Annotated in this window: 13 protein-coding genes and 2 pseudogenes; 9 read left to right on the forward strand and 6 right to left on the reverse strand. The window is 72.3% G+C overall.

Annotation, left to right across the window (positions count from 1 at the left end; translation table 11 throughout):
• Positions 1-65: 65 nt before the first annotated feature.
• On the reverse strand, positions 66-434 hold the full coding sequence (locus ACFWRT_RS07165) for a winged helix-turn-helix transcriptional regulator (protein ID WP_380950455.1): 369 nt from the start codon (positions 432-434) through the stop codon (positions 66-68).
• Between the two features lie 99 nt (positions 435-533).
• Between ACFWRT_RS07165 and ACFWRT_RS07170 the strand changes: the two genes are divergently transcribed.
• The 4 genes from ACFWRT_RS07170 to ACFWRT_RS07185 all read left to right on the forward strand — a co-directional run bounded on the left by ACFWRT_RS07170 (position 534) and on the right by ACFWRT_RS07185 (position 4,368).
• Positions 534-1,388, forward strand: coding sequence for an NAD(P)-dependent oxidoreductase (locus tag ACFWRT_RS07170; protein ID WP_380950456.1), 855 nt, complete (start codon positions 534-536; stop codon positions 1,386-1,388).
• Between the two features lie 146 nt (positions 1,389-1,534).
• Positions 1,535-2,350 carry an arylamine N-acetyltransferase family protein gene (locus ACFWRT_RS07175; protein ID WP_380950457.1) on the forward strand — a complete coding sequence of 272 codons (816 nt, stop codon included), beginning with the start codon at positions 1,535-1,537 and terminating at the stop codon, positions 2,348-2,350.
• A 277-nt stretch (positions 2,351-2,627) separates the two neighbouring features.
• Positions 2,628-3,842: a pyridoxal phosphate-dependent aminotransferase gene (locus ACFWRT_RS07180; protein WP_380950458.1), complete on the forward strand. Its 1,215-nt coding sequence runs from the start codon at positions 2,628-2,630 to the stop codon at positions 3,840-3,842.
• 127 nt (positions 3,843-3,969) lie between these two features.
• A complete protein-coding gene (locus ACFWRT_RS07185; RefSeq protein WP_380950459.1) occupies positions 3,970-4,368 on the forward strand; it encodes an SCO4983 family protein in 399 nt (132 codons plus the stop codon).
• 265 nt (positions 4,369-4,633) lie between these two features.
• Here the strand turns inward: ACFWRT_RS07185 and ACFWRT_RS07190 are convergent, their stop codons facing one another.
• Positions 4,634-6,460, reverse strand: a complete 1,827-nt coding sequence (locus ACFWRT_RS07190; protein ID WP_380950460.1) for a phosphoenolpyruvate carboxykinase (GTP) — start codon at positions 6,458-6,460, stop codon at positions 4,634-4,636.
• A gap of 209 nt (positions 6,461-6,669) precedes the next feature.
• Here ACFWRT_RS07190 and trhA point away from each other — a divergent pair, with 209 nt between their 5' ends.
• The gene (gene trhA, locus ACFWRT_RS07195; protein WP_380950461.1) at positions 6,670-7,383 is read left to right on the forward strand and encodes a PAQR family membrane homeostasis protein TrhA; all 714 of its coding nucleotides are present in this window, start codon (positions 6,670-6,672) and stop codon (positions 7,381-7,383) included.
• Positions 7,384-7,458: 75 nt separating this feature from the next.
• Here trhA and ACFWRT_RS07200 read toward each other — a convergent pair whose 3' ends face one another.
• The gene (locus ACFWRT_RS07200) at positions 7,459-9,480 is read right to left on the reverse strand and encodes a thioredoxin domain-containing protein (protein WP_380950463.1); all 2,022 of its coding nucleotides are present in this window, start codon (positions 9,478-9,480) and stop codon (positions 7,459-7,461) included.
• Positions 9,481-9,641: 161 nt separating this feature from the next.
• Between ACFWRT_RS07200 and ACFWRT_RS07205 the strand changes: the two genes are divergently transcribed.
• Positions 9,642-10,208 (forward strand): Uma2 family endonuclease, encoded by a 567-nt coding sequence (locus ACFWRT_RS07205; protein ID WP_380950464.1) that lies wholly within the window; start codon positions 9,642-9,644, stop codon positions 10,206-10,208.
• 1,009 nt (positions 10,209-11,217) lie between these two features.
• Here the strand turns inward: ACFWRT_RS07205 and ACFWRT_RS07210 are convergent.
• Together ACFWRT_RS07210 and ACFWRT_RS07215 are read right to left on the reverse strand one after the other, a co-directional pair.
• Positions 11,218-11,914 (reverse strand): annotated as a pseudogene (locus tag ACFWRT_RS07210) (sugar-binding protein); the annotation flags it as partial.
• A gap of 306 nt (positions 11,915-12,220) precedes the next feature.
• Positions 12,221-12,505: pseudogene (locus ACFWRT_RS07215) on the reverse strand (UBP-type zinc finger domain-containing protein); the annotation flags it as partial.
• 482 nt (positions 12,506-12,987) lie between these two features.
• Here ACFWRT_RS07215 and ACFWRT_RS07220 point away from each other — a divergent pair.
• Positions 12,988-14,595, forward strand: coding sequence for a PP2C family protein-serine/threonine phosphatase (locus ACFWRT_RS07220; protein WP_380950533.1), 1,608 nt, complete (start codon positions 12,988-12,990; stop codon positions 14,593-14,595).
• Positions 14,596-14,743: 148 nt separating this feature from the next.
• On the opposite strand, the gene ACFWRT_RS07225 is transcribed toward ACFWRT_RS07220, so the two are convergent.
• Complete coding sequence (locus ACFWRT_RS07225; RefSeq protein WP_380950465.1) at positions 14,744-16,384, reverse strand: sensor histidine kinase; 1,641 nt, start codon at positions 16,382-16,384, stop codon at positions 14,744-14,746.
• A 108-nt stretch (positions 16,385-16,492) separates the two neighbouring features.
• Here ACFWRT_RS07225 and ACFWRT_RS07230 point away from each other — a divergent pair, with 108 nt between their 5' ends.
• Together ACFWRT_RS07230 and ACFWRT_RS07235 are read left to right on the forward strand one after the other, a co-directional pair.
• Positions 16,493-16,891, forward strand: coding sequence for a hypothetical protein (locus tag ACFWRT_RS07230; protein ID WP_380950466.1), 399 nt, complete (start codon positions 16,493-16,495; stop codon positions 16,889-16,891).
• Complete coding sequence (locus ACFWRT_RS07235; protein ID WP_380950467.1) at positions 16,888-17,343, forward strand: response regulator; 456 nt, start codon at positions 16,888-16,890, stop codon at positions 17,341-17,343. Before ACFWRT_RS07230 ends, ACFWRT_RS07235 begins: the two co-directional genes overlap by 4 nt.
• Positions 17,344-17,440 lie beyond the last annotated feature (97 nt).

A 17,440-nucleotide genomic window follows, 5' to 3' on the forward strand; every position in this document is an offset into this window, starting at 1 on the left:
GTGATGCCAAAGACCGGAGATCTTCCGGCTATTGACATGCGCATGGTGGCGCAGATGTCAGGCCATCACAAGGGGTCGTTTCCAGCCGCGGCAGCCTCGGCCCGCGCACCGGGGTGAACGTGCTCACGCCCCCAGTCCCCCAGCGGACCCAGGGCCTCGTTCAGCGAGACCCCTCGCGGCGTGAGCGAATACTCCACCCGGGGCGGCACTTCGGCGTACTCCTCACGGTGCACGATGCCGTCGTCCTCCAGCTCCTTGAGGTGGGAGCTGAGCACCTTCTCGGTCACCCCGGGCACGGCCCGCCGCAACTCCCCGAAGCGGCACGGCTTCTCGTCCAGCGCCCACAGGATGAGCACCTTCCACTTGCCGCCGATCACGTCCATCGCCGCGTCGATCCCGCAGACGTACGCCCCCGGCCTCCGTCCAGCCCTCATCGCCCGCCCCTTCCCCACCTGGTCACTCACTACCGGGTAACCACCCACTCGTAAGTGCGTACTTGATCACTTCGGGCCCTGTCGACCAGCCTAATCCGCATGTCCGACAACGCATCAGCACCGGTCTCACCGACCGCACCGACCGCACCGACCGCACCGACCTCGCCCACCCCTCTCACCCTGCTCGGCCTCGGCGCCATGGGCACCGCGCTCGCCCACACCTGGCTCGACGCCGGGCACCCCCTGACCGTCTGGAACCGCAGCCCCGGCCGGAGCGCCGAACTCGCCGCCCGTGGTGCACGGGTGGCCGGCACCGCGGCGGAGGCGGTGGCCGCGAGCCCGCTGGTCGTCACCTGCCTGCTGGACGACGCTTCGGTCCGCGCGGCGCTGGCCGACGCCGACCTCACCGGCAAGGACCTGGTCGACCTGACCACCTCCACCCCGGCCCAGTCCCGTACCCGTGCGGCCTGGGCGGCCGAGCGCGGCGCCCGTTTCCTGGACGGCGGGATCATGGCCGTGCCCCCGATGGTCGGCGCGCCGGACGCGGGCGGCTACATCCTCTACAGCGGTCCGCGCGCCCTCTTCGACGAGCACCGCGAGGTGCTGTCCGTGCCCGCCGCCACCCGTTATGTCGGTGCGGAGTTCGGCCTCGCCGCGCTGTACGACGTGGCGCTGCTCAGCGCGATGACCGCCATGTTCGCGGGCGCCCGGCACGCGTTCGCGCTGGTGGAGGGCGCGGGGATCGACGAGAAGGAGTTCGGCGGGCTGGTGGCCGGCTGGCTCACGGCGATGGCCCCGGCGACAGCGTCGTACGCCGACGGCTCGGCGGCCGAGGACACGACCAGCCCGGCCGTGGTGGAGGCGGGGGACGCGGCGCTGCTCCGGACAGCTCAGGAGCAGGGCGTGGACACGGCCCTGCTGATCGCGTCGGCCGGCTCGGTGACCGGAATCTGACGCCTCGCCGGGCCGGGACGGGGGTCCGGCCCGGCGAGGCGGGGGCCCGAAGGCCCGGGCCTGAGGCCGTGGCCCGAGGCCTGGGCCCGGCGCCTGAGGCCCACCGCCTGGAGCGCCGCGCGGCCCCGGCTGCGTACGGTCGGGGTATGACACTCGACCTCGACGCCTATTTCGCCCGGATCGGCTGGACCGGGGAGCCCCGCCCCACGGTGGAGGTGCTGCGGTCCCTCCACCGCGCGCACGCCCTGGGCATCCCGTTCGAGAACCTGGACCCGGTGCTCGGCTCGGTGCCCTCGCTGGACCCGGCCGATCTGGAGGCCAAGCTCGTCCACAGTGAGCGCGGCGGCTACTGCTACGAGCACAACACCCTCCTCGCCGCCGTCCTGCGGCAGCTCGGCTTCACCGTGACGCTGCTGGCCGCCCGGGTGGTGCTGGGGGCGGCGCCGGGCGACATCCGGCCGCGCAGCCACATACTGCTGCGGGTGGACGTGCCGGACGCGGCGAGCCCGTACGTGGCCGATGTCGGGTTCGGGAGCATCGGCGCGCTGCTGGAGCCGATCGAGCTGGTGGCGGGCGCCGAGGTGTACGACGCTCCGCGCCGTCACCGGCTCGTCACGGTGGCGCACGACGGGCCGCTGGAGATGTGGCAGCTGCGGGCGGAGAAGGGCGGGAGCTGGGAGGCGCAGTACGCCTTCACGGCGGAGCCGTTCGAAGGCGCGGACTTCGAGATGATCAACTGGTACATCGCGACCAGCCCCCACTCACCCTTCCGGCAGGCGGTGTACGCGCAGCGCGCCCTGCCCGACTCCTCCCACCGGTCGCTCGCCGGGCTCGACCTGGTCGAGACGGCGGGGGACGGCACGATCAGGGAGCGGCTGCTGTCCGGCCCCGACGAACTCCGCCGGGTGCTGAAGGACAGCTTCGGCATCCTCGTCCCCGAGGACGCCGAGCTGCCCGCCTGAGCCCGCCGGGTGAGGGGACCGTTGTACGCGGCTGAGCCCGCCGGGTGAGGGGACCGTCGTACGCGGCCCAGCCGGGGGCCGCGTGGCGCATCTCACCCGTCCGGGCGGCTCACGCCCCTTTCCAAGCCGCGACGCCGCCCGGACCGGCCGATCCCACGGTCCGGGACCGGGGCCGCCTTGCCGATGGAAGCCGGGGCGCGGCGGCAGGCGGGACCGGGGTCGCGAGGACGGCGCAATCTCCGCGCACCGCGCGAAACGCCGCCGTAAGCTCGCGGACATGCAGGTCATCCAGTCCACCAAGCTCGCCAACGTCTGTTACGAGATCCGGGGCCCCGTGCTGGAGGAGGCGATGCGGCTCGAAGCGGCCGGTCAGCGCATCCTCAAGCTCAACACGGGCAACCCGGCCGCGTTCGGGTTCGAGTGCCCGCCGGAGATCCTCGAGGACATCCTGCGCAACCTCGCGGGCGCGCACGGCTACGGGGACGCGAAGGGCCTGCTGTCGGCGCGGCGCGCGGTGGTGCAGCACTACGAGACCAAGGGGATCCACGACCTCGACGTCGAGGACATCTACCTGGGCAACGGGGTCTCCGAGCTGATCCAGATGTCGATGCAGGCGCTGCTCGACGACGGCGACGAGGTCCTCGTACCGGCCCCGGACTACCCCCTGTGGACGGCGTCGGTCTCGCTGGCCGGCGGGACGGCCGTGCACTACCGGTGCGACGAGCAGGCCGACTGGCTGCCGGACCTGGCGGACATCGAGCGGAAGATCACCGACCGCACCAAGGCCCTGGTGATCATCAACCCGAACAACCCGACCGGCGCGGTGTACGACGACGAGATGCTGCGCGGCCTCACCGAGATCGCCCGGCGCCACAACCTGATCGTCTGCTCCGACGAGATCTACGACCGCATCCTGTACGACGGCGCCACCCACACCCCCACGGCGGCGCTGGCCCCGGACCTGATGGTGCTCACCTTCAACGGGCTCTCGAAGAACTACCGGGTGGCCGGCTTCCGTTCCGGCTGGCTGGCGGTCTGCGGCCCGAAGGCGCACGCCACCTCGTACATCGAGGGGCTCACGATCCTGGCCAACATGCGGCTCTGCGCCAACATGCCCTCCCAGCACGCGGTGGCCACCGCGCTCGGCGGCCGGCAGTCGATCGAGGACCTGGTGCTGCCGGGCGGCCGGATCCTGGAGCAGCGGGACACGGCGTACGACCTGCTGACGTCGATCCCGGGGGTGACCTGCGTGAAGCCGAAGGGGGCGCTGTACCTCTTCCCCCGGCTCGACCCCAAGGTCTACAAGATCAAGGACGACCGGCAGATGGTCCTGGACCTGCTGCGGGCCGAGAAGATCATGGTCGTGCAGGGGACGGGGTTCAACTGGCCGGAACCGGACCACTTCCGCATCGTGACGCTGCCGGCGACGGAGGAGCTGCGGGACGCGGTGACCCGGATCGGCTCGTTCCTGGACGGTTACGGGCAGCCGTAGGCCACCGCACCACGCACCGGGGTCGGTCCGGACCGGACCGGCCCTGGCCCGGCCCGGCCCGGACCGGACTCAAACTTAGACTCGATCCAATGTAGGATGGACACCCAGCATCACCGGGAGGCCATCCATGTACGAACCGATCCGCACCCCATCGGTCCACAGCCCGGCCGACGACGCGGACTTTCCGCACCGCAGCCGCGAGGAGGAGCTGGACATCCAGCTCGCGGGCCATCTCGCCGCCCTCCTCGCGGTCACCGACGAACTCGGCCTCGCCCCGGCGGGCGACCGCATCGCCGAACAGGTGGCACGGCTGCGCGGCGCCCCGCCCGCCCGGCACGCCGCCCTGACCGACGCCGCCCGGGCGTCCCTGCACCGCCGCGCCCACGCCCTCGCGGGCCGCGCGCTCGTGGTGGCCGCGTCCCGCGCCGACACCACCGCCGCCATCCTCTCCGCGCAGCGGATGGACGCCCACACGGAGGCCCTCGCCGCCACCGCGCCTTCCGGACACCTGGTCGGCGCCCACTGACGGCCCCGGTCCGCGTGCCGCCTCGGCGCGCGGACCGGGTGCCACGACGTCCTCCCCCGGGAACGAGGCCGGCCCCCGGAACCGTGAGGGGGTTCCGGGGGCCGGGCGGGCCGTCCTTGGTCGGGGACAACCCGGGGGCCGTCTGCGACGACGGGCCCCGTACCGCGGCGGATCGTCGATTCCACAGGTCAGGGCGGATCTCCGATGGACCCGGCCGCGGGGTTCAGCAGGTCGAGCGGGCATACGGGCCTACGGGCCTACGGGCTCAGCCCAGCCGCTCCACCAGCGCGCGGTACTCGTCCCACAGCTCCTTGGGCGTGTGGTCGCCGAAGGTGTTGAGGTGCTCGGGGACCAGGGCGGCCTCCTCGCGCCAGACCTTCTTGTCGACCGTGAGCAGGAAGTCGAGGTCGGCCTCGGAGAGGTCCAGGCCCTCGGTGTCGAGCGCGCCCTTGGCCGGCAGGATGCCGATCGGGGTCTCGACGCCTTCGCCCTTGCCCTCCAGCCGCTCCACGATCCACTTGAGCACGCGGCTGTTCTCGCCGAAGCCGGGCCACACGAACTTGCCCGCGTCGTTCTTGCGGAACCAGTTCACGTAGTAGATCTTCGGCAGCTTCGACTGGTCGGCCTTGTCCGCACCGACCTTGACCCAGTGGTTCATGTAGTCGCCCATGTTGTAGCCGCAGAACGGCAGCATGGCGAACGGGTCGCGGCGCAGCTCCCCGACCTTGCCCTCGGCGGCGGCGGTCTTCTCGGAGGCGACGTTGGCTCCGAGGAAGACACCGTGCTGCCAGTCGAAGGACTCGGTGACCAGCGGTACGGCGGAGGCGCGGCGGCCGCCGAACAGGATGGCCGAGATCGGCACGCCCTTGGGGTCCTCCCACTCGGGCGCGATGATCGGGCACTGCCCGGCCGGGACGGTGAAGCGGGCGTTGGGGTGGGCGGCGGGCGTGCCGGACTCCGGGGTCCAGTCGTTGCCCTTCCAGTCCGTGAGGTGCGCGGGCGCCTCCTCGGTCATGCCCTCCCACCACACGTCGCCGTCGTCCGTCAGCGCCACGTTGGTGAAGACGGAGTTGCCCCACATGGTCTTCATGGCGTTGGCGTTGGTGTGCTCACCGGTGCCGGGCGCGACGCCGAAGAACCCGGCCTCCGGGTTGATCGCGTAGAGCCGGCCGTCCTCGCCGAACCGCATCCAGGCGATGTCGTCGCCGATGGTCTCCACGGTCCAGCCGGGGATGGTGGGCTCCAGCATGGCGAGGTTGGTCTTGCCGCAGGCGGACGGGAACGCGGCGGCCACGTACTTCGACTCCCCGCGCGGCGGCGTGAGCTTGAGGATCAGCATGTGCTCGGCGAGCCAGCCCTCGTCGCGGGCCATGACGGAGGCGATGCGGAGCGCGTAACACTTCTTGCCGAGCAGGGCGTTGCCGCCGTAGCCGGAGCCGTACGACCAGATCTCGCGGTCCTCGGGGAAGTGCGAGATGTACTTGGTGGTGTTGCAGGGCCACGGCACGTCCTCCTGGCCCTCCTCCAGAGGTGCGCCCAGGGTGTGGACGGCCTTCACGAAGAAGCCGTCGGTGCCCAGCTCGTCCAGGACGGCCTGGCCCATGCGGGTCATGGTGCGCATGGAGACGGCGACGTACGCGGAGTCGGTGATCTCGACGCCGATGGCGGAGAGGGGCGAGCCGACGGGCCCCATGCAGAAGGGGACGACGTACATGGTGCGCCCGCGCATGGACCCGCGGAACACACCCTGCTCGCCGGTGAAGACGGCCCGCATCTCGGCGGGGTCCTTCCAGTGGTTGGTCGGACCCGCGTCCTTCTCCTCCTTGGAGCAGATGAACGTACGGTCCTCGACGCGGGCGACATCGCTCGGGTCGGACGCGGCGTAGTACGAGTTCGGCCGCTTGATCTCGTCCAGCTTGGTGAACGTGCCCTTGGCGACGAGCTCCCCGCACAGGCGCTCGTACTCGGCCTCGGAGCCGTCGCACCAGACCACCCGGTCGGGCTGGGTGATCGCTGCGATCTCGTCGACCCAGGAGACCAGCTCCTGGTGGTGGGTGGGGACAGTGAGGGGAGCCGCGATGTCGCGCGCCACGATCGCTCCTTGATGAGGGTGGGTGTTGTCAGGTGCCCCGTGGGGGCTGCGACCCGGATGCTTCGTACCCTTCGATCCCCTGGCGCTCATCCGGTGCCGACCGCACTCATTTGATCATCCGACCGTTTCGCCCATCTGTCCAGGGGGCCTCACACGTGAGCATCGCCACTCATATTCGTTACCTACGGTTGCGTAGGTAACATGCGGATATGACTGACGCCGCTGCCGCCGCCGCGACCACCAGCCCAAGTGGGGCGACCACAGGCCCTGTCGAACTCGACCCCGTCCCCGTCAAGCCCCGGATGCGCGGCTGGCTGCACGCCGGCATGTTCCCGGCGGTGCTGATCGCCGGGATCACCCTGATCGCCCTCACCGACAGCGTGGAGGGCCGGATCGCCTGCGCGATCTACGTCGCGACGGCCTGCCTGCTCTTCGGCGTGAGCGCGGTCTACCACCGTGGCACCTGGGGGCCGCGCGGGGAGGCGGTGCTGCGCCGCCTGGACCACGCCAACATCTTCCTGATCATCGCGGGGACCTATACCCCGCTGACCCTGCTGCTCCTGCCCGAATCCACCGGACGGCCCCTGCTCTGGGCAGTCTGGGCGGCCGCGGCGGCGGGCATCGCCTTCCGGGTCTTCTGGGTCGGCGCCCCGCGCTGGCTCTACACACCGTGCTACATCGCGATGGGCTGGGCGGCGGTCTTCTTCCTGCCCGACTTCATGCGGACGGGCGGCATCGCGGTCCTGGTGCTGGTCATCGTGGGCGGGCTGCTCTACAGCGCGGGCGGCGTGATCTACGGCATCAAGCGGCCGAACCCGTCGCCGCGCTGGTTCGGCTTCCACGAGGTGTTCCACTCGCTGACGCTGGCGGCGTTCGTGGCGCACTACGTGGGCATCTCGCTGGTGGCGTACCAGCACGGATAAGTCCGTATGGATACGGGAAAGGGGGCCGGTCGCTCAACGCCGAGCGGCCGGCCCCCTCCTCATCGCCCCGGGCGCTCAGCCGCCCAGCTTCCCCGCCAGCTCCCCCGCATCGGTGGTCGGCGCGTCACAGACGAAGTGCCGGCAGACGTACGCGGTCGGCGCCCCGCCCACCAGCGGCCGGTCCACCAGCAGCGGGAACTCGGCCCCCGCTCCCGGCCCTTCGCCCGCCGCGACCACGGCACCCGGCGCCCGGCCCAGCAACGCCGTACGGTGCAGCTCCCCGCCGACCGGCCCGGCGACGGCCACCTCACGCGGCCCGTCCAGCAGCGCCTCGGCGACGGCGAGCCCCCAGCCGATGAAGCGCGGCGCACGCGGCCCCAGCGCCTTGACGACGCCGAGCGCACCTTTGGCAGCAGTCCGGTGAGCCTCGGACCCGGTGTAGGCGGCGTACGAGAGCAGGGCCCCCGCGGCGGCCGTCCACCCGGCCGGGGTGGCGCTGTCGGTCGGGTCCTGCGGCCGCCGGATGAGCTTCTCCGCCTCGTGGGCGGTGTCGTAGAGCTGCCCGCCCTCGCCGGTGAACTGCTCCAGCACGACATCGAGCAGGAACCCGGCGAATTCCAGCCAAGCGCCCTCACCCGTCACGGCGGCCAGCGCGAGGAACCCCTCGGCGACATCGCCGTAGTCCTCCAGCACGCCGGCGTTGTCCCCGGCTCGCCCGTCCTTGGAGGTCCGGGTCAGCCGGGCGACTTCACCGAGGTGGACCCGGACCAGCAGATCGGCGGCCTCGGTGGCGCGCTCCACGAGGTCGGGCCGGTCGAAGTAGGCGCCGGTCTCGGCGAGGGCGGCGATGGCGAGCCCGTTCCAGGCGGCGACCACCTTGTCGTCCAGCCCCGGACGCGGCCGCTCCTCGCGCGCCGCCAGCAGCCGGTCCCGTACGTCGGCGACGCGCCCGGCGTCCACGGGCCGCGCCTCACCGGAGAGCTGAAGAACGGAGGCGCCTTCCTCGAAGGTCCCCTCCTCCGTCACCCCGAAGTACGCGGCGGCGAAGGCCCCGTCCTCCTCACCGAGCACCGCACGCAGTTGCGCGGGAGTCCACACATAGAAGGCACCCTCGACATGCTTTCCTTCCTGATCCTCGCTGTCGGCATCGAGCGCTGAGGCGAAGCCGCCCTCGGCGGTCCGGAGCTCCCGCACCATGAAGTCGGCGGTCTCCAGAGCGATGCGCCGGGCCTCGGCGGATCCGGTGGTGCGCCAGAGGTGGGCGTACACGCGGCACAGCAGCGCGTTGTCGTACAGCATCTTCTCGAAGTGCGGGACGACCCACTCCCGGTCCACCGAGTAGCGCGCGAACCCGCCGCCGAGCTGGTCGTAGATCCCGCCCCGGGCCATGGCCGCACAGGAGTCGGCGGCCATCTGGAGGGCCCCCTCGGCCCCCGTACGGGCGTAATGCCGCAACAGGAACTCCACCACCATGGCCGGCGGGAACTTGGGCGCGCCCCCGAACCCGCCGTGCTGCTCGTCGTACTCCCGGGTCAGCCCGAGCAGCGCCTGCGCGACCTCCGCCTCCCCCGGCACCCCATCGCCGCCATGCGCCAGTGACCGCCCGGCCAGATCGGCGACGATCCGCCCGGCCACCTCGGCGACCTCCTCACGCCGGTCGGTCCACGCTGCGCTCACCCCTTCGAGCACCTGCTGGAAGGAGGGCGACCCGTGCCGGGGCTCGGGCGGGAAGTAGGTCCCGAAGTAGAAGGGTTCGGCATCCGGCGTGAGGAACACGGTCATCGGCCACCCACCGTGCCCGGTGGCCGCCTGGACGGCCTCCATGTACACGGCGTCGACGTCGGGCCGCTCCTCCCGGTCGACCTTCACGGCGACGAAGCGCTCGTTGAGGTAGGCCGCCACGGTCTCGTCCTCGAACGACTCATGGGCCATGACGTGGCACCAGTGGCAACTCGCGTACCCGACGCTGAGCAGCACGGGCACATCCCGCTTCCTGGCCTCCTCGAACGCCGCGGGCGACCAGGGCCACCAGTCGACGGGGTTGTCGGCGTGCTGGAGCAGGTACGGGGAGGTGGTCTGCGCAAGTCGGTTGGCCATACCCCCAATCCTCGCGCACCCGCCTCCACGACACCCGCGCGCCACGGGGCGGGGTGTGAACGGGCAGGTGGGACGGGTAAGCGCTGCCGATGCCGAGCGGTCCGGCATCGGCGGACAATAGGCTGACCCCGGCAGCACCAGCTCCTCGTGGGAGGTACACCGTGACCGCCGAGATGGTGGTGCCTGCGTGGATGTACACCCAGATCAGCGCGGAACAGTACGACTCCTGGTCCGAGGAGCAGTGCGCCGGCATCGAGATCGGGGACGGAATGGTCGCCGTCAGCCCGATGCCGTCCAAGCGCCACAACCGGCTGGCCCGCATCCTGGCCAATGCCCTGGACGTCGCCGCGGGCCCGGACTGGAACGCCGACACCGACTTCGACGTCCGCCTCCAGGGCGTTCCCCTCACCAACCGCCGCCCGGACGTCATCGTCTACCGGGCAGAAACCATCGACCTCACGCCCACCCGCCCCGAGCACGTCCTCCTGGTCGTCGAGGTCGTGTCCCCGGGATCAGGGACCACCGACCGAATCGTGAAGGTCGACCAGTACGCCAAGGCCGGCATCCCCTTCTACTGGCGGGTCGAGCAGGCCCCCACCGGTGTCCCGATCGTGTACACCTACGTCCTCGATCCCGCCACCAAGGCCTACCGGGACGGCGAGATGTTCACCGGCGCGATCAAGACTGCTGCTCCCTTCTCCGTCACCGTCGACCTGGGAGCCGTCTGACAGCGCTGGAAGATTCCTCATGACCGAGCACCAGGGGAAGCCTCCATCTGCTCTACCGGCAGGGGCCGCCTCGGGCGAAGTTCCCTGTCCGTGCGGTGCGTCAGCGATGGGCGAAGCGGAAAGCACACACCGGCAAAAAGGGAGACCGCAGGCTTCGTCCTGTTGGTCGGCGAGTCCACAGCGGACAATCTCGGTGCGCTTTCGAGGCTGGACGACCTCGACCGCTTTCTCCTCCCCGGCGGACCGGCGGTGGTCCGAGACGGAAATGGGTAGGTTCCGCGCACACCTGGCGAACACGGACTCCGACAGCCGTCCGGCTTGTCGGTGGACCTCGGCGCCCAGCGGGTGGACGTCAGCCACGTTCTGGAGGGCGAGGCGTGGGTCAGGCTGCCGATCCGCTCCGGGCCGGGCCGGGCCGTCGGGGTGCGGGTGTCGAGCGGCCCTGGTGCCGGAGGTGGAGCCGGCGCCACATGGCCGCGGGCCCCGGCATGGAATGCCGGGGCCCGCGGTGCGGTGCGTGCGGTCAGACCGTACGCAGCGTGGCCTCTTGCGAGGCCCGCTTCAGATCCTGTTCACGCGACGGTGTGCCGCCGCGGAGCAGGTCGGTCCAGCCGTCATCGTGGCGGAGATGGAGCTCCGACACCCCGCCGAAGAGGTGGCGGCGCTCCGACACCCGGAGCTTTCGGGACAGCTCCGCCTCGACCGCGAGCGTCATTTCCTCCAGGGAAGGCGCGGCCGCCCCGAAGGACGCCACGAGCGGGCCTTCCCCCAGTTCGCCGCCCCAACCGACGGTGTACCACTCGCTGGTCAACAGCGCGCGCAGAGCTACTTCACGGTCCCAGCCGAGCGGGCCCGCCCGTAGTTCGCCACGCTGATGTTGCCGTACCGGTAGCTCAGACCGCCGTAGCGGCCCGAGCGCAGCGCCCGGCTCGCGAACCTCGCGGACTTGGCGAGGCGGTAGGCCCGGTAACCCGTGTAGGCGAAGCGTGCCGCGAGGACGAACTGACCGCTCGCGGGTGCCGGTCGAGTTGTACGCGGACCGGGTGGCCAGCAGGTCGGCCCGCTCGACGGATGCGAGCTCGAAGATGCCCAGTTCCGCCTGGGCGCTCCGGTCGGCCGCGCTCAGGCCGAGTGCCACCGCGCGGTTGGCCGCCGAGAGCTCGCGCACGGTGTTACCGAAGCGGTCGTACTCGGTGGTGGTGATGTGCCCGCCGGGGGAGGCGGAGTTGACCTCGCGGCCGGAGACGCCGAGGTACTGCAACGAGGCGCGGGCGTAGTCGCCCGAGCCCAGGGATGAGCCGCTGTGCGAGGCCGGGACCACGTCTGCCGGGAAAACGGCGGTGGCGTCGGTCGGGGCGTCGAGCTGACCCCAGGCCTTCACGTTCGCCGCGCCCATCGCGTGCGGGGCCGCACCGCCGGTCAGCGGTACGTCGTACACCACCGACGTGGCGGCGGTGCCGGACTCGACGTCTGCGGTGCCCTGCTGAAGCCCGGAGCGGGAGGCCTTGAGCAGCATGCCGGGCGCCCGCGGTGTCGGCGTTGCCGGCCTGGCCGTAGGTGAAGGTCCAGGGCAGCTCGCCGGGCGGGGTCAGCCTGGTGACCCGGCCCGAGCCGTCGTACTCGTACGCGGTCTTCAGCGCCGGGGTGACCCGGGGGTTCCACGTCTCACGCAGGCGACCGGAGGTGTCGTACGCGAAGACGGCGATGTCCTGGGTGGGGTGTTCCGCGCCTCGCACGTGAATGCGCTCGTGCGAGAGATGTCTGTTCCTTTCAGGTGTGCCGTGTGCGCGGCCGATTGGGCTCTGCCCCTCCTGGGTGCGGACAGATCAGTTGAAGGGATGGGGCTGCGTGAAGCGGCGAGAATCGCAGGGGCACGACAGCCTTCGCGGCGGCGGGTTTGTCCGGGGTGCGGGTGTTCCCGTTCGCGACCGGCAACCGCCGGGAAGCGAGGGAGCGGAGGCAGGGCCCAGGAAGCGAGCAGCCTCGCGGCGCGGAGGCCGGCGTACGAGCGCCCGCCAGTCCTCCGGTACGGCTCCGGCAGGTCCCGGTACGGGCTGCGAGGCCGGGTGTGCCGAGGGCGGGCGAGTGCGGGTCCGTCGAGGAATGCGCCCGTGCGTACGTCGTAGAACCAGTCCTCCCGGCTCCAAGCTCGTCGGCACCGGGTGCCCGGAGGCCTCGGCATGCCCGTCGGGGTGCTGGGACGGTGAGGAGTCGCAGCACCCCACGTGCCCGCAGGCAGCGCAGCGTCTCAGGGTGTGCCCCGCCGCCGGGCGTGCGGGCCGCATCCGGGAGATCATCGACGGGGGTCGGTTCGGCGGTCGGGAAGGGCGGTCGGGTGTTCGAGATCGAGAGCCTCGAAGAGGCCGCCGTCGCCGCCGCGCTGGTGACCGGCCCCCGGCACCGGCTCGTCCAGCACAACCGGTCCTTCCGGTGGCTCTTCGCCTCATGGCGCCCCGGCCAGGAGGCGGGCGTCGCCCTGACCGGGCCCGGGCTGCGCCCCGTACTCCGGGCGCTGGACCTGGCCGGCGCCGACCGGTCGGCGCCCCTCGTCGACGTACCGCTGACCACGCCCGACGGGCCGGGCGGGCCGCGGCTGTGGGTGGTGAGCTGTCTGCCGGTGACATCGCGGCACGGGGCGTCCGTGCTGCTGCTCGCCGTCCGGGTGCCGGACGGGCCGGCGGTGGACGCGGCCGTACGCACGCACGTGCCGGCGGACCACGGTACGGATCTGGCGCGGTACGAGGCCCTGCTCTCGGCGGTGCCGCAGGTCGTCTGGCGGATGACCCCCGAGGGAGAGGTCTCGGCGCTGGTCGGCCGCCTCGGCGAGACCGGCGGCGGTCTGTGGCACCCCGGCCGGTCCGGTCTTCCCTGGATGGACGCCGTCCACCCGAAGGACCGTGACGGGTTCGCCGGGAAGTGGGCCGCCACCGCGCGGGGGGACGCACTGCTCGACGCCGTGGTGCGGATCCGGCTGGCCGGGGACCCGGTCCGCTACCGGCACATCAAGATCGTCGCGGTGCCCGTCCTCCGCGACGGCGAGGTCGGCGAGGTCGGCGAGGTCGGCGAGTGGATCGGTACGGTGACGGACGCCGAGGACCAGTGGCGCGTACGGACCCGGGACCGGCTGCTGGAGCGCGCCTCGGCGGTCTCCTCGGCGCGCGACCTGCCGGAGGCCTTCGCCGCCACCGCCGCCGCCGTGGTGCCCGATCTCGCCGACGCCTTCGTCGTCTTCCAGCTCAGACACCCCGACCGGGCCCGTTCGGGTACCGAGGCCCTGTACGCCACCAGGGCGCGGACGGCGCTCGCCACCGGCGTACCGCCGCTCCCGCCGATCACGGACGACTTCGCGCTCGGCGCCCTGGCGCGCCAGGTGATCGAGAGCCGGCGGACGAAGATGGTGACCTTTCCACCCGGCGAACCGCCGGAGGCGCTGGTCTCCGGCCCGTCCGCCGGCTGGATGGTGCGGGCGCGGGCCACCAGCCTGGCGATCGTGCCCGTCGTCATCGACGACCGGACCGTGGCCCTGGCCTCCGCGTCGAGCTGCCTCGGCAACCCGCCGCCCGGCGACGCCGAGCTCGGCCTGCTGGAGGAGGTCCTCGTCAGCGTCCGGGACCCGTTGCGGCGCACCCTGGAGCTCCAGAGCATCCGCGACACCGCCCTGGTCCTCCAGCGGTCCTTCCTGATCACACCGCCGCGGGTGGAGGGCGCGGAGCTGGCCGCCGTCTACCAGCCGGCCAGCACGACGGCGGAGATCGGCGGCGACTGGTACGACGCGATCGTCCTGCCCGACGGGGCTCTCGCGCTCTCCATCGGCGATGTCGTCGGCCACGACCTCCGGGCGGCGACGGAGATGACCAAGGCCAGCAGCATGCTGCGCGCGTTCGCCTACGCCGACGGCTCGGCCGGCCCCGCGCACACGCTGAGCCGGCTGGACGAGGTGACCCAGGGCGTCAGCGATGTCGCCCTCGTGACGGCGCTGCACGCCGTGCTCAGGCCGGCCGGGGACCACCGCTGGGACGTCACCCTGTCCAACGCGGGGCACCCGCCGCCGCTGCTGATCCCCGCCTCGGGGCCGCCCCGCTGCCTGTACGGCCCCGAGGAGCCCGACCCGCCCCTGTGCGTGGCGGCCGGGGTGGAGCGCCACGACTGGGACCACGAACTCGACCCCGGTGACACCCTGTTGTTCTACACGGACGGGCTCGTGGAGCGGCCCGGCGCCGATATCTCCGACGGTACGCGGCGGCTCGCCGAGCGGGCAGCCGGGCTGCGCGGCCCCGGCCGCCCCCTCGCCGAACTCGTCGCCGCGCTGCTGCCGCCGCCCGGTGAGGCCACGGACGACATCGCCGTCATCGCGTTCCGCGCGGACGACGTGCCCCGCCCGTCCTGAGAGCCAATCCGGGCGCCTCAACCGCCCTGAGAAGCCCGGTCCGGGCCCCTCAGCCGCCCTGAGCGCCCGGTCCGGGCCCCTCAGCCGCCCTGAGCGCCGGGGCCGGGCGCCTCGGCCGCCGGCCGCCCTGAGATCCCGGCCGACGCCCTCAACCGGTGAGCGCGCCGGCCTCACCGCGCTCGCCGCGCTCGCCGCGCTCGCCTCGCTCGCCGTCGAGCGGTCGCGGCAGCAGCACGCGCGGAGGCGCCTTCCGCAGGGTGAACACAATCCGGGTGCCGGGTGAGTGGGCGGGGTCGACGGCGATGGTGCCCCCGTGGTACTCCACGATCTTCTTGCAGAGGGCCAGGCCGATGCCGTTGCCCGCGTACTGCTCGCGGGTGTGCAGCCGCTGGAAGACGACGAAGACCCGCTCCGCGAACTCCGCCTCGATACCGATGCCGTTGTCGGTGACGGCGAACTCCCAGCCGTCGTCCACGGGCCGGCAGCCGAGGTGGACGACGGGTGCGCGGTCCGGGGAGCGGAACTTGATCGCGTTGGTGAGGAGGTTCTGGAACAGCATGCCCAACTGGCCGGGCTCCCCCTCCAGCACGGGCAACGGGTCATGGGTGACGACCGCGTCCGACTCCTCGACGGCCAGGCTGAGCGAGGTGAGGGTCCGCTCGAACTTCTCGTCGAGATCGACGCTCTGCAGCTCCGTCGCCAGCCGGCCGACGCGGGAGAAGTCCAGGAGGTCGTTGATGAGGCTCTGCATCCGGGTCGCCCCGTCGACGGCGAAGGCGATGTACTGCCGGGCCCGCTCGTCGAGGTTCCCCGCGTAGCGCCGCTCCAGCAACTGGCAGAAGCTGGCGACCTTGCGCAGGGGCTCCTGGAGGTCGTGGGAGGCGACGTACGCGAACTGTTCCAGTTCGGCGTTGGAGCGGCGCAGCTCCTCGGCCTGGGCGGCCAGGTTCGCCCGGGCCACGTCGCGGTGGGCGAGCTCGTCGGCCAGGCGGGCGCGCATGCTCTCCACGTCCGCCGCGAGGAGTCGCAGGTCGGCGGGGCCGGTGCCGGCGACCGGGTGGCCGAACTCGCCGGCCGCGACCGTACGCACATGGCCGGAGAGGCGGTCCAGGTGATCGGTCACGCCCCGGCGGAGGCCGACGAACACCGACGCGGTGAGGGCGAGGATGGCCAGCGCGATGGCGCTGAAGGACCAGTTGCGCAGGGTGCGCGCCTCCTGGAGGTCCGCGCGGGCCCCGGCCCGGTCCGCCGCCAGCCGCTCCTGCTGGGCGGCGGCGGCCGAGCGTACGGAGTCGAAGAGGGCCTTCCCTTCGACGGCCCGCTCGGCGGCGGCGGTCTTCGGGTCGGCGGCCGCGACCACGGGCCGGGCGATCCGGGCCTGCCACTGCCCGGCTCTCCTGACCACCTCGGCCAGGTCGCGCTCGGCCGCCCGGTCGCCGCCGGCCAACGTACGCAGGTCGGTCACGGCCTTCTCCTGCCGCAGCAAACCCTCGCGGTAGGGGGCGAGGAAGTTGTCCTGCCCGGTCACGCCGTAGCCGCGGATTCCGGTCTCCTGGTCCACCAGGGCGCTCTCCAGCCGGACCGAGGCGATGAGCGCGGGCGTGGAGTGGTCGATGAGACGCGTGTTGATGGCGGTGGACCGGGCGAGGATCCAGCCCCCGAACAGCATGAGCGCGAGCAGCAGGGACAACGCGGCGGCGGCCGTGACCGCCAGCCACCGTTTCGTCGTCCACCCGGCGGTCACGGGTCTCTTCGGCTTCCCGGTCGGCACGGCACTGCCCTGGCCCACGGCGTGTTCTCCTCGGTGCGAGGCCCGGAGCGCTCCGGGCCGGGACAGAATACCGTCGCCGACAACGTTTGTTGTCACGGGTCCGTCCGAGCATCTACGCTGACGTCCATGGGCCACGACCTCAGCACCTCCGACCACCCCGGGATGCTGGACGTACTCGCCGACCACGCCCTGCGGGAGCCGGCCCAGCGCCCGGCCGAGCAGGCGCCGGACGACGACCCGGCGCACCCCGGAGCGGAGCAGCCCGCCGAGCCGGACGTCGGCCAGGGGCGCACTGTCGACCCGCCGGCCCGCCTCCGCGTCCTGGCCCACCTCGGCAGAGCGGTCAGCCGACAGGCCCAGGCCGAGGCCGAGGCGGCGGCCAGGGCGGGCGCGAACTACCCCCGACTGCGGCGGCGTGGGGGATCAGCCGGCAGGGCGCCCGCAGGCGCCGGCCGGGCCTGGTCTTCACCGCGGAGCCTCCCAGCCGTCCTCTTCCCACCCGCCATCACCGGAGCCATGACGTGAACGCCTTCACCACGAACCGCCCCTACAGCGTCCTCCTCGTCGAGGACGATCCGGCGGACGCCCTGCTCATCGAGGAGGCCCTGGTGGATCGCGGCATGGCCCGCACCATCGACCAGGTCACCGATGGCGTCGCCGCCCTCCAGTACCTCCGCGACCCCGCCAGGCAGCGGCCCGACCTCATCGTCCTGGACCTGAACATGCCGCGCATGAACGGCCGCGAACTGCTGGCCGTGCTCAAGGAGGACGACGCCCTGAGCAACATCCCCGTCGTGGTGCTCACCACGTCCGCCGCCCCCGACGACGTCGAGGACGCCTACCGCCGGCACGCCAACGCCTACGTCACCAAGCCGGTCAACCTGGACGCCTTCATCAAGTCCGTGCAGGAGATCGACGCCTTCTTCCTCGACACCGCCGTGCTGCCGCCCCGCTCGGGAAGCCGGGACGCGGACTGAGAGCCGGACCGCGAGCGGGGGCGCGGACCGAGCCCGCTCCCCCTCCTTGACCGTCCCCTTGCCCGGTGGCTCTCGCGCCGTAGCGTCGTGGGCAGGA

It is taken from the genome of Streptomyces cyaneofuscatus, from assembly GCF_042718795.1.
GTDB classification, from domain to species: Bacteria; Actinomycetota; Actinomycetes; order Streptomycetales; family Streptomycetaceae; genus Streptomyces; species Streptomyces cyaneofuscatus_A.

Bases quoted from the DNA above. Each gene is read 5' to 3' on its own strand.
- ACFWRT_RS07165 (WP_380950455.1), bottom strand. From the start codon at position 434: ATGAGGGCTGGACGGAGGCCGGGGGCGTACGTCTGCGGGATCGACGCG.
- ACFWRT_RS07170 (WP_380950456.1), top strand. From the start codon at position 534: ATGTCCGACAACGCATCAGCACCGGTCTCACCGACCGCACCGACCGCA.
- ACFWRT_RS07175 (WP_380950457.1), top strand. From the start codon at position 1,535: ATGACACTCGACCTCGACGCCTATTTCGCCCGGATCGGCTGGACCGGG.
- ACFWRT_RS07180 (WP_380950458.1), top strand. From the start codon at position 2,628: ATGCAGGTCATCCAGTCCACCAAGCTCGCCAACGTCTGTTACGAGATC.
- ACFWRT_RS07185 (WP_380950459.1), top strand. From the start codon at position 3,970: ATGTACGAACCGATCCGCACCCCATCGGTCCACAGCCCGGCCGACGAC.
- trhA (WP_380950461.1), top strand. From the start codon at position 6,670: ATGACTGACGCCGCTGCCGCCGCCGCGACCACCAGCCCAAGTGGGGCG.
- ACFWRT_RS07200 (WP_380950463.1), bottom strand. From the start codon at position 9,480: ATGGCCAACCGACTTGCGCAGACCACCTCCCCGTACCTGCTCCAGCAC.
- ACFWRT_RS07220 (WP_380950533.1), top strand. From the start codon at position 12,988: ATGACCCCCGAGGGAGAGGTCTCGGCGCTGGTCGGCCGCCTCGGCGAG.
- ACFWRT_RS07230 (WP_380950466.1), top strand. From the start codon at position 16,493: ATGGGCCACGACCTCAGCACCTCCGACCACCCCGGGATGCTGGACGTA.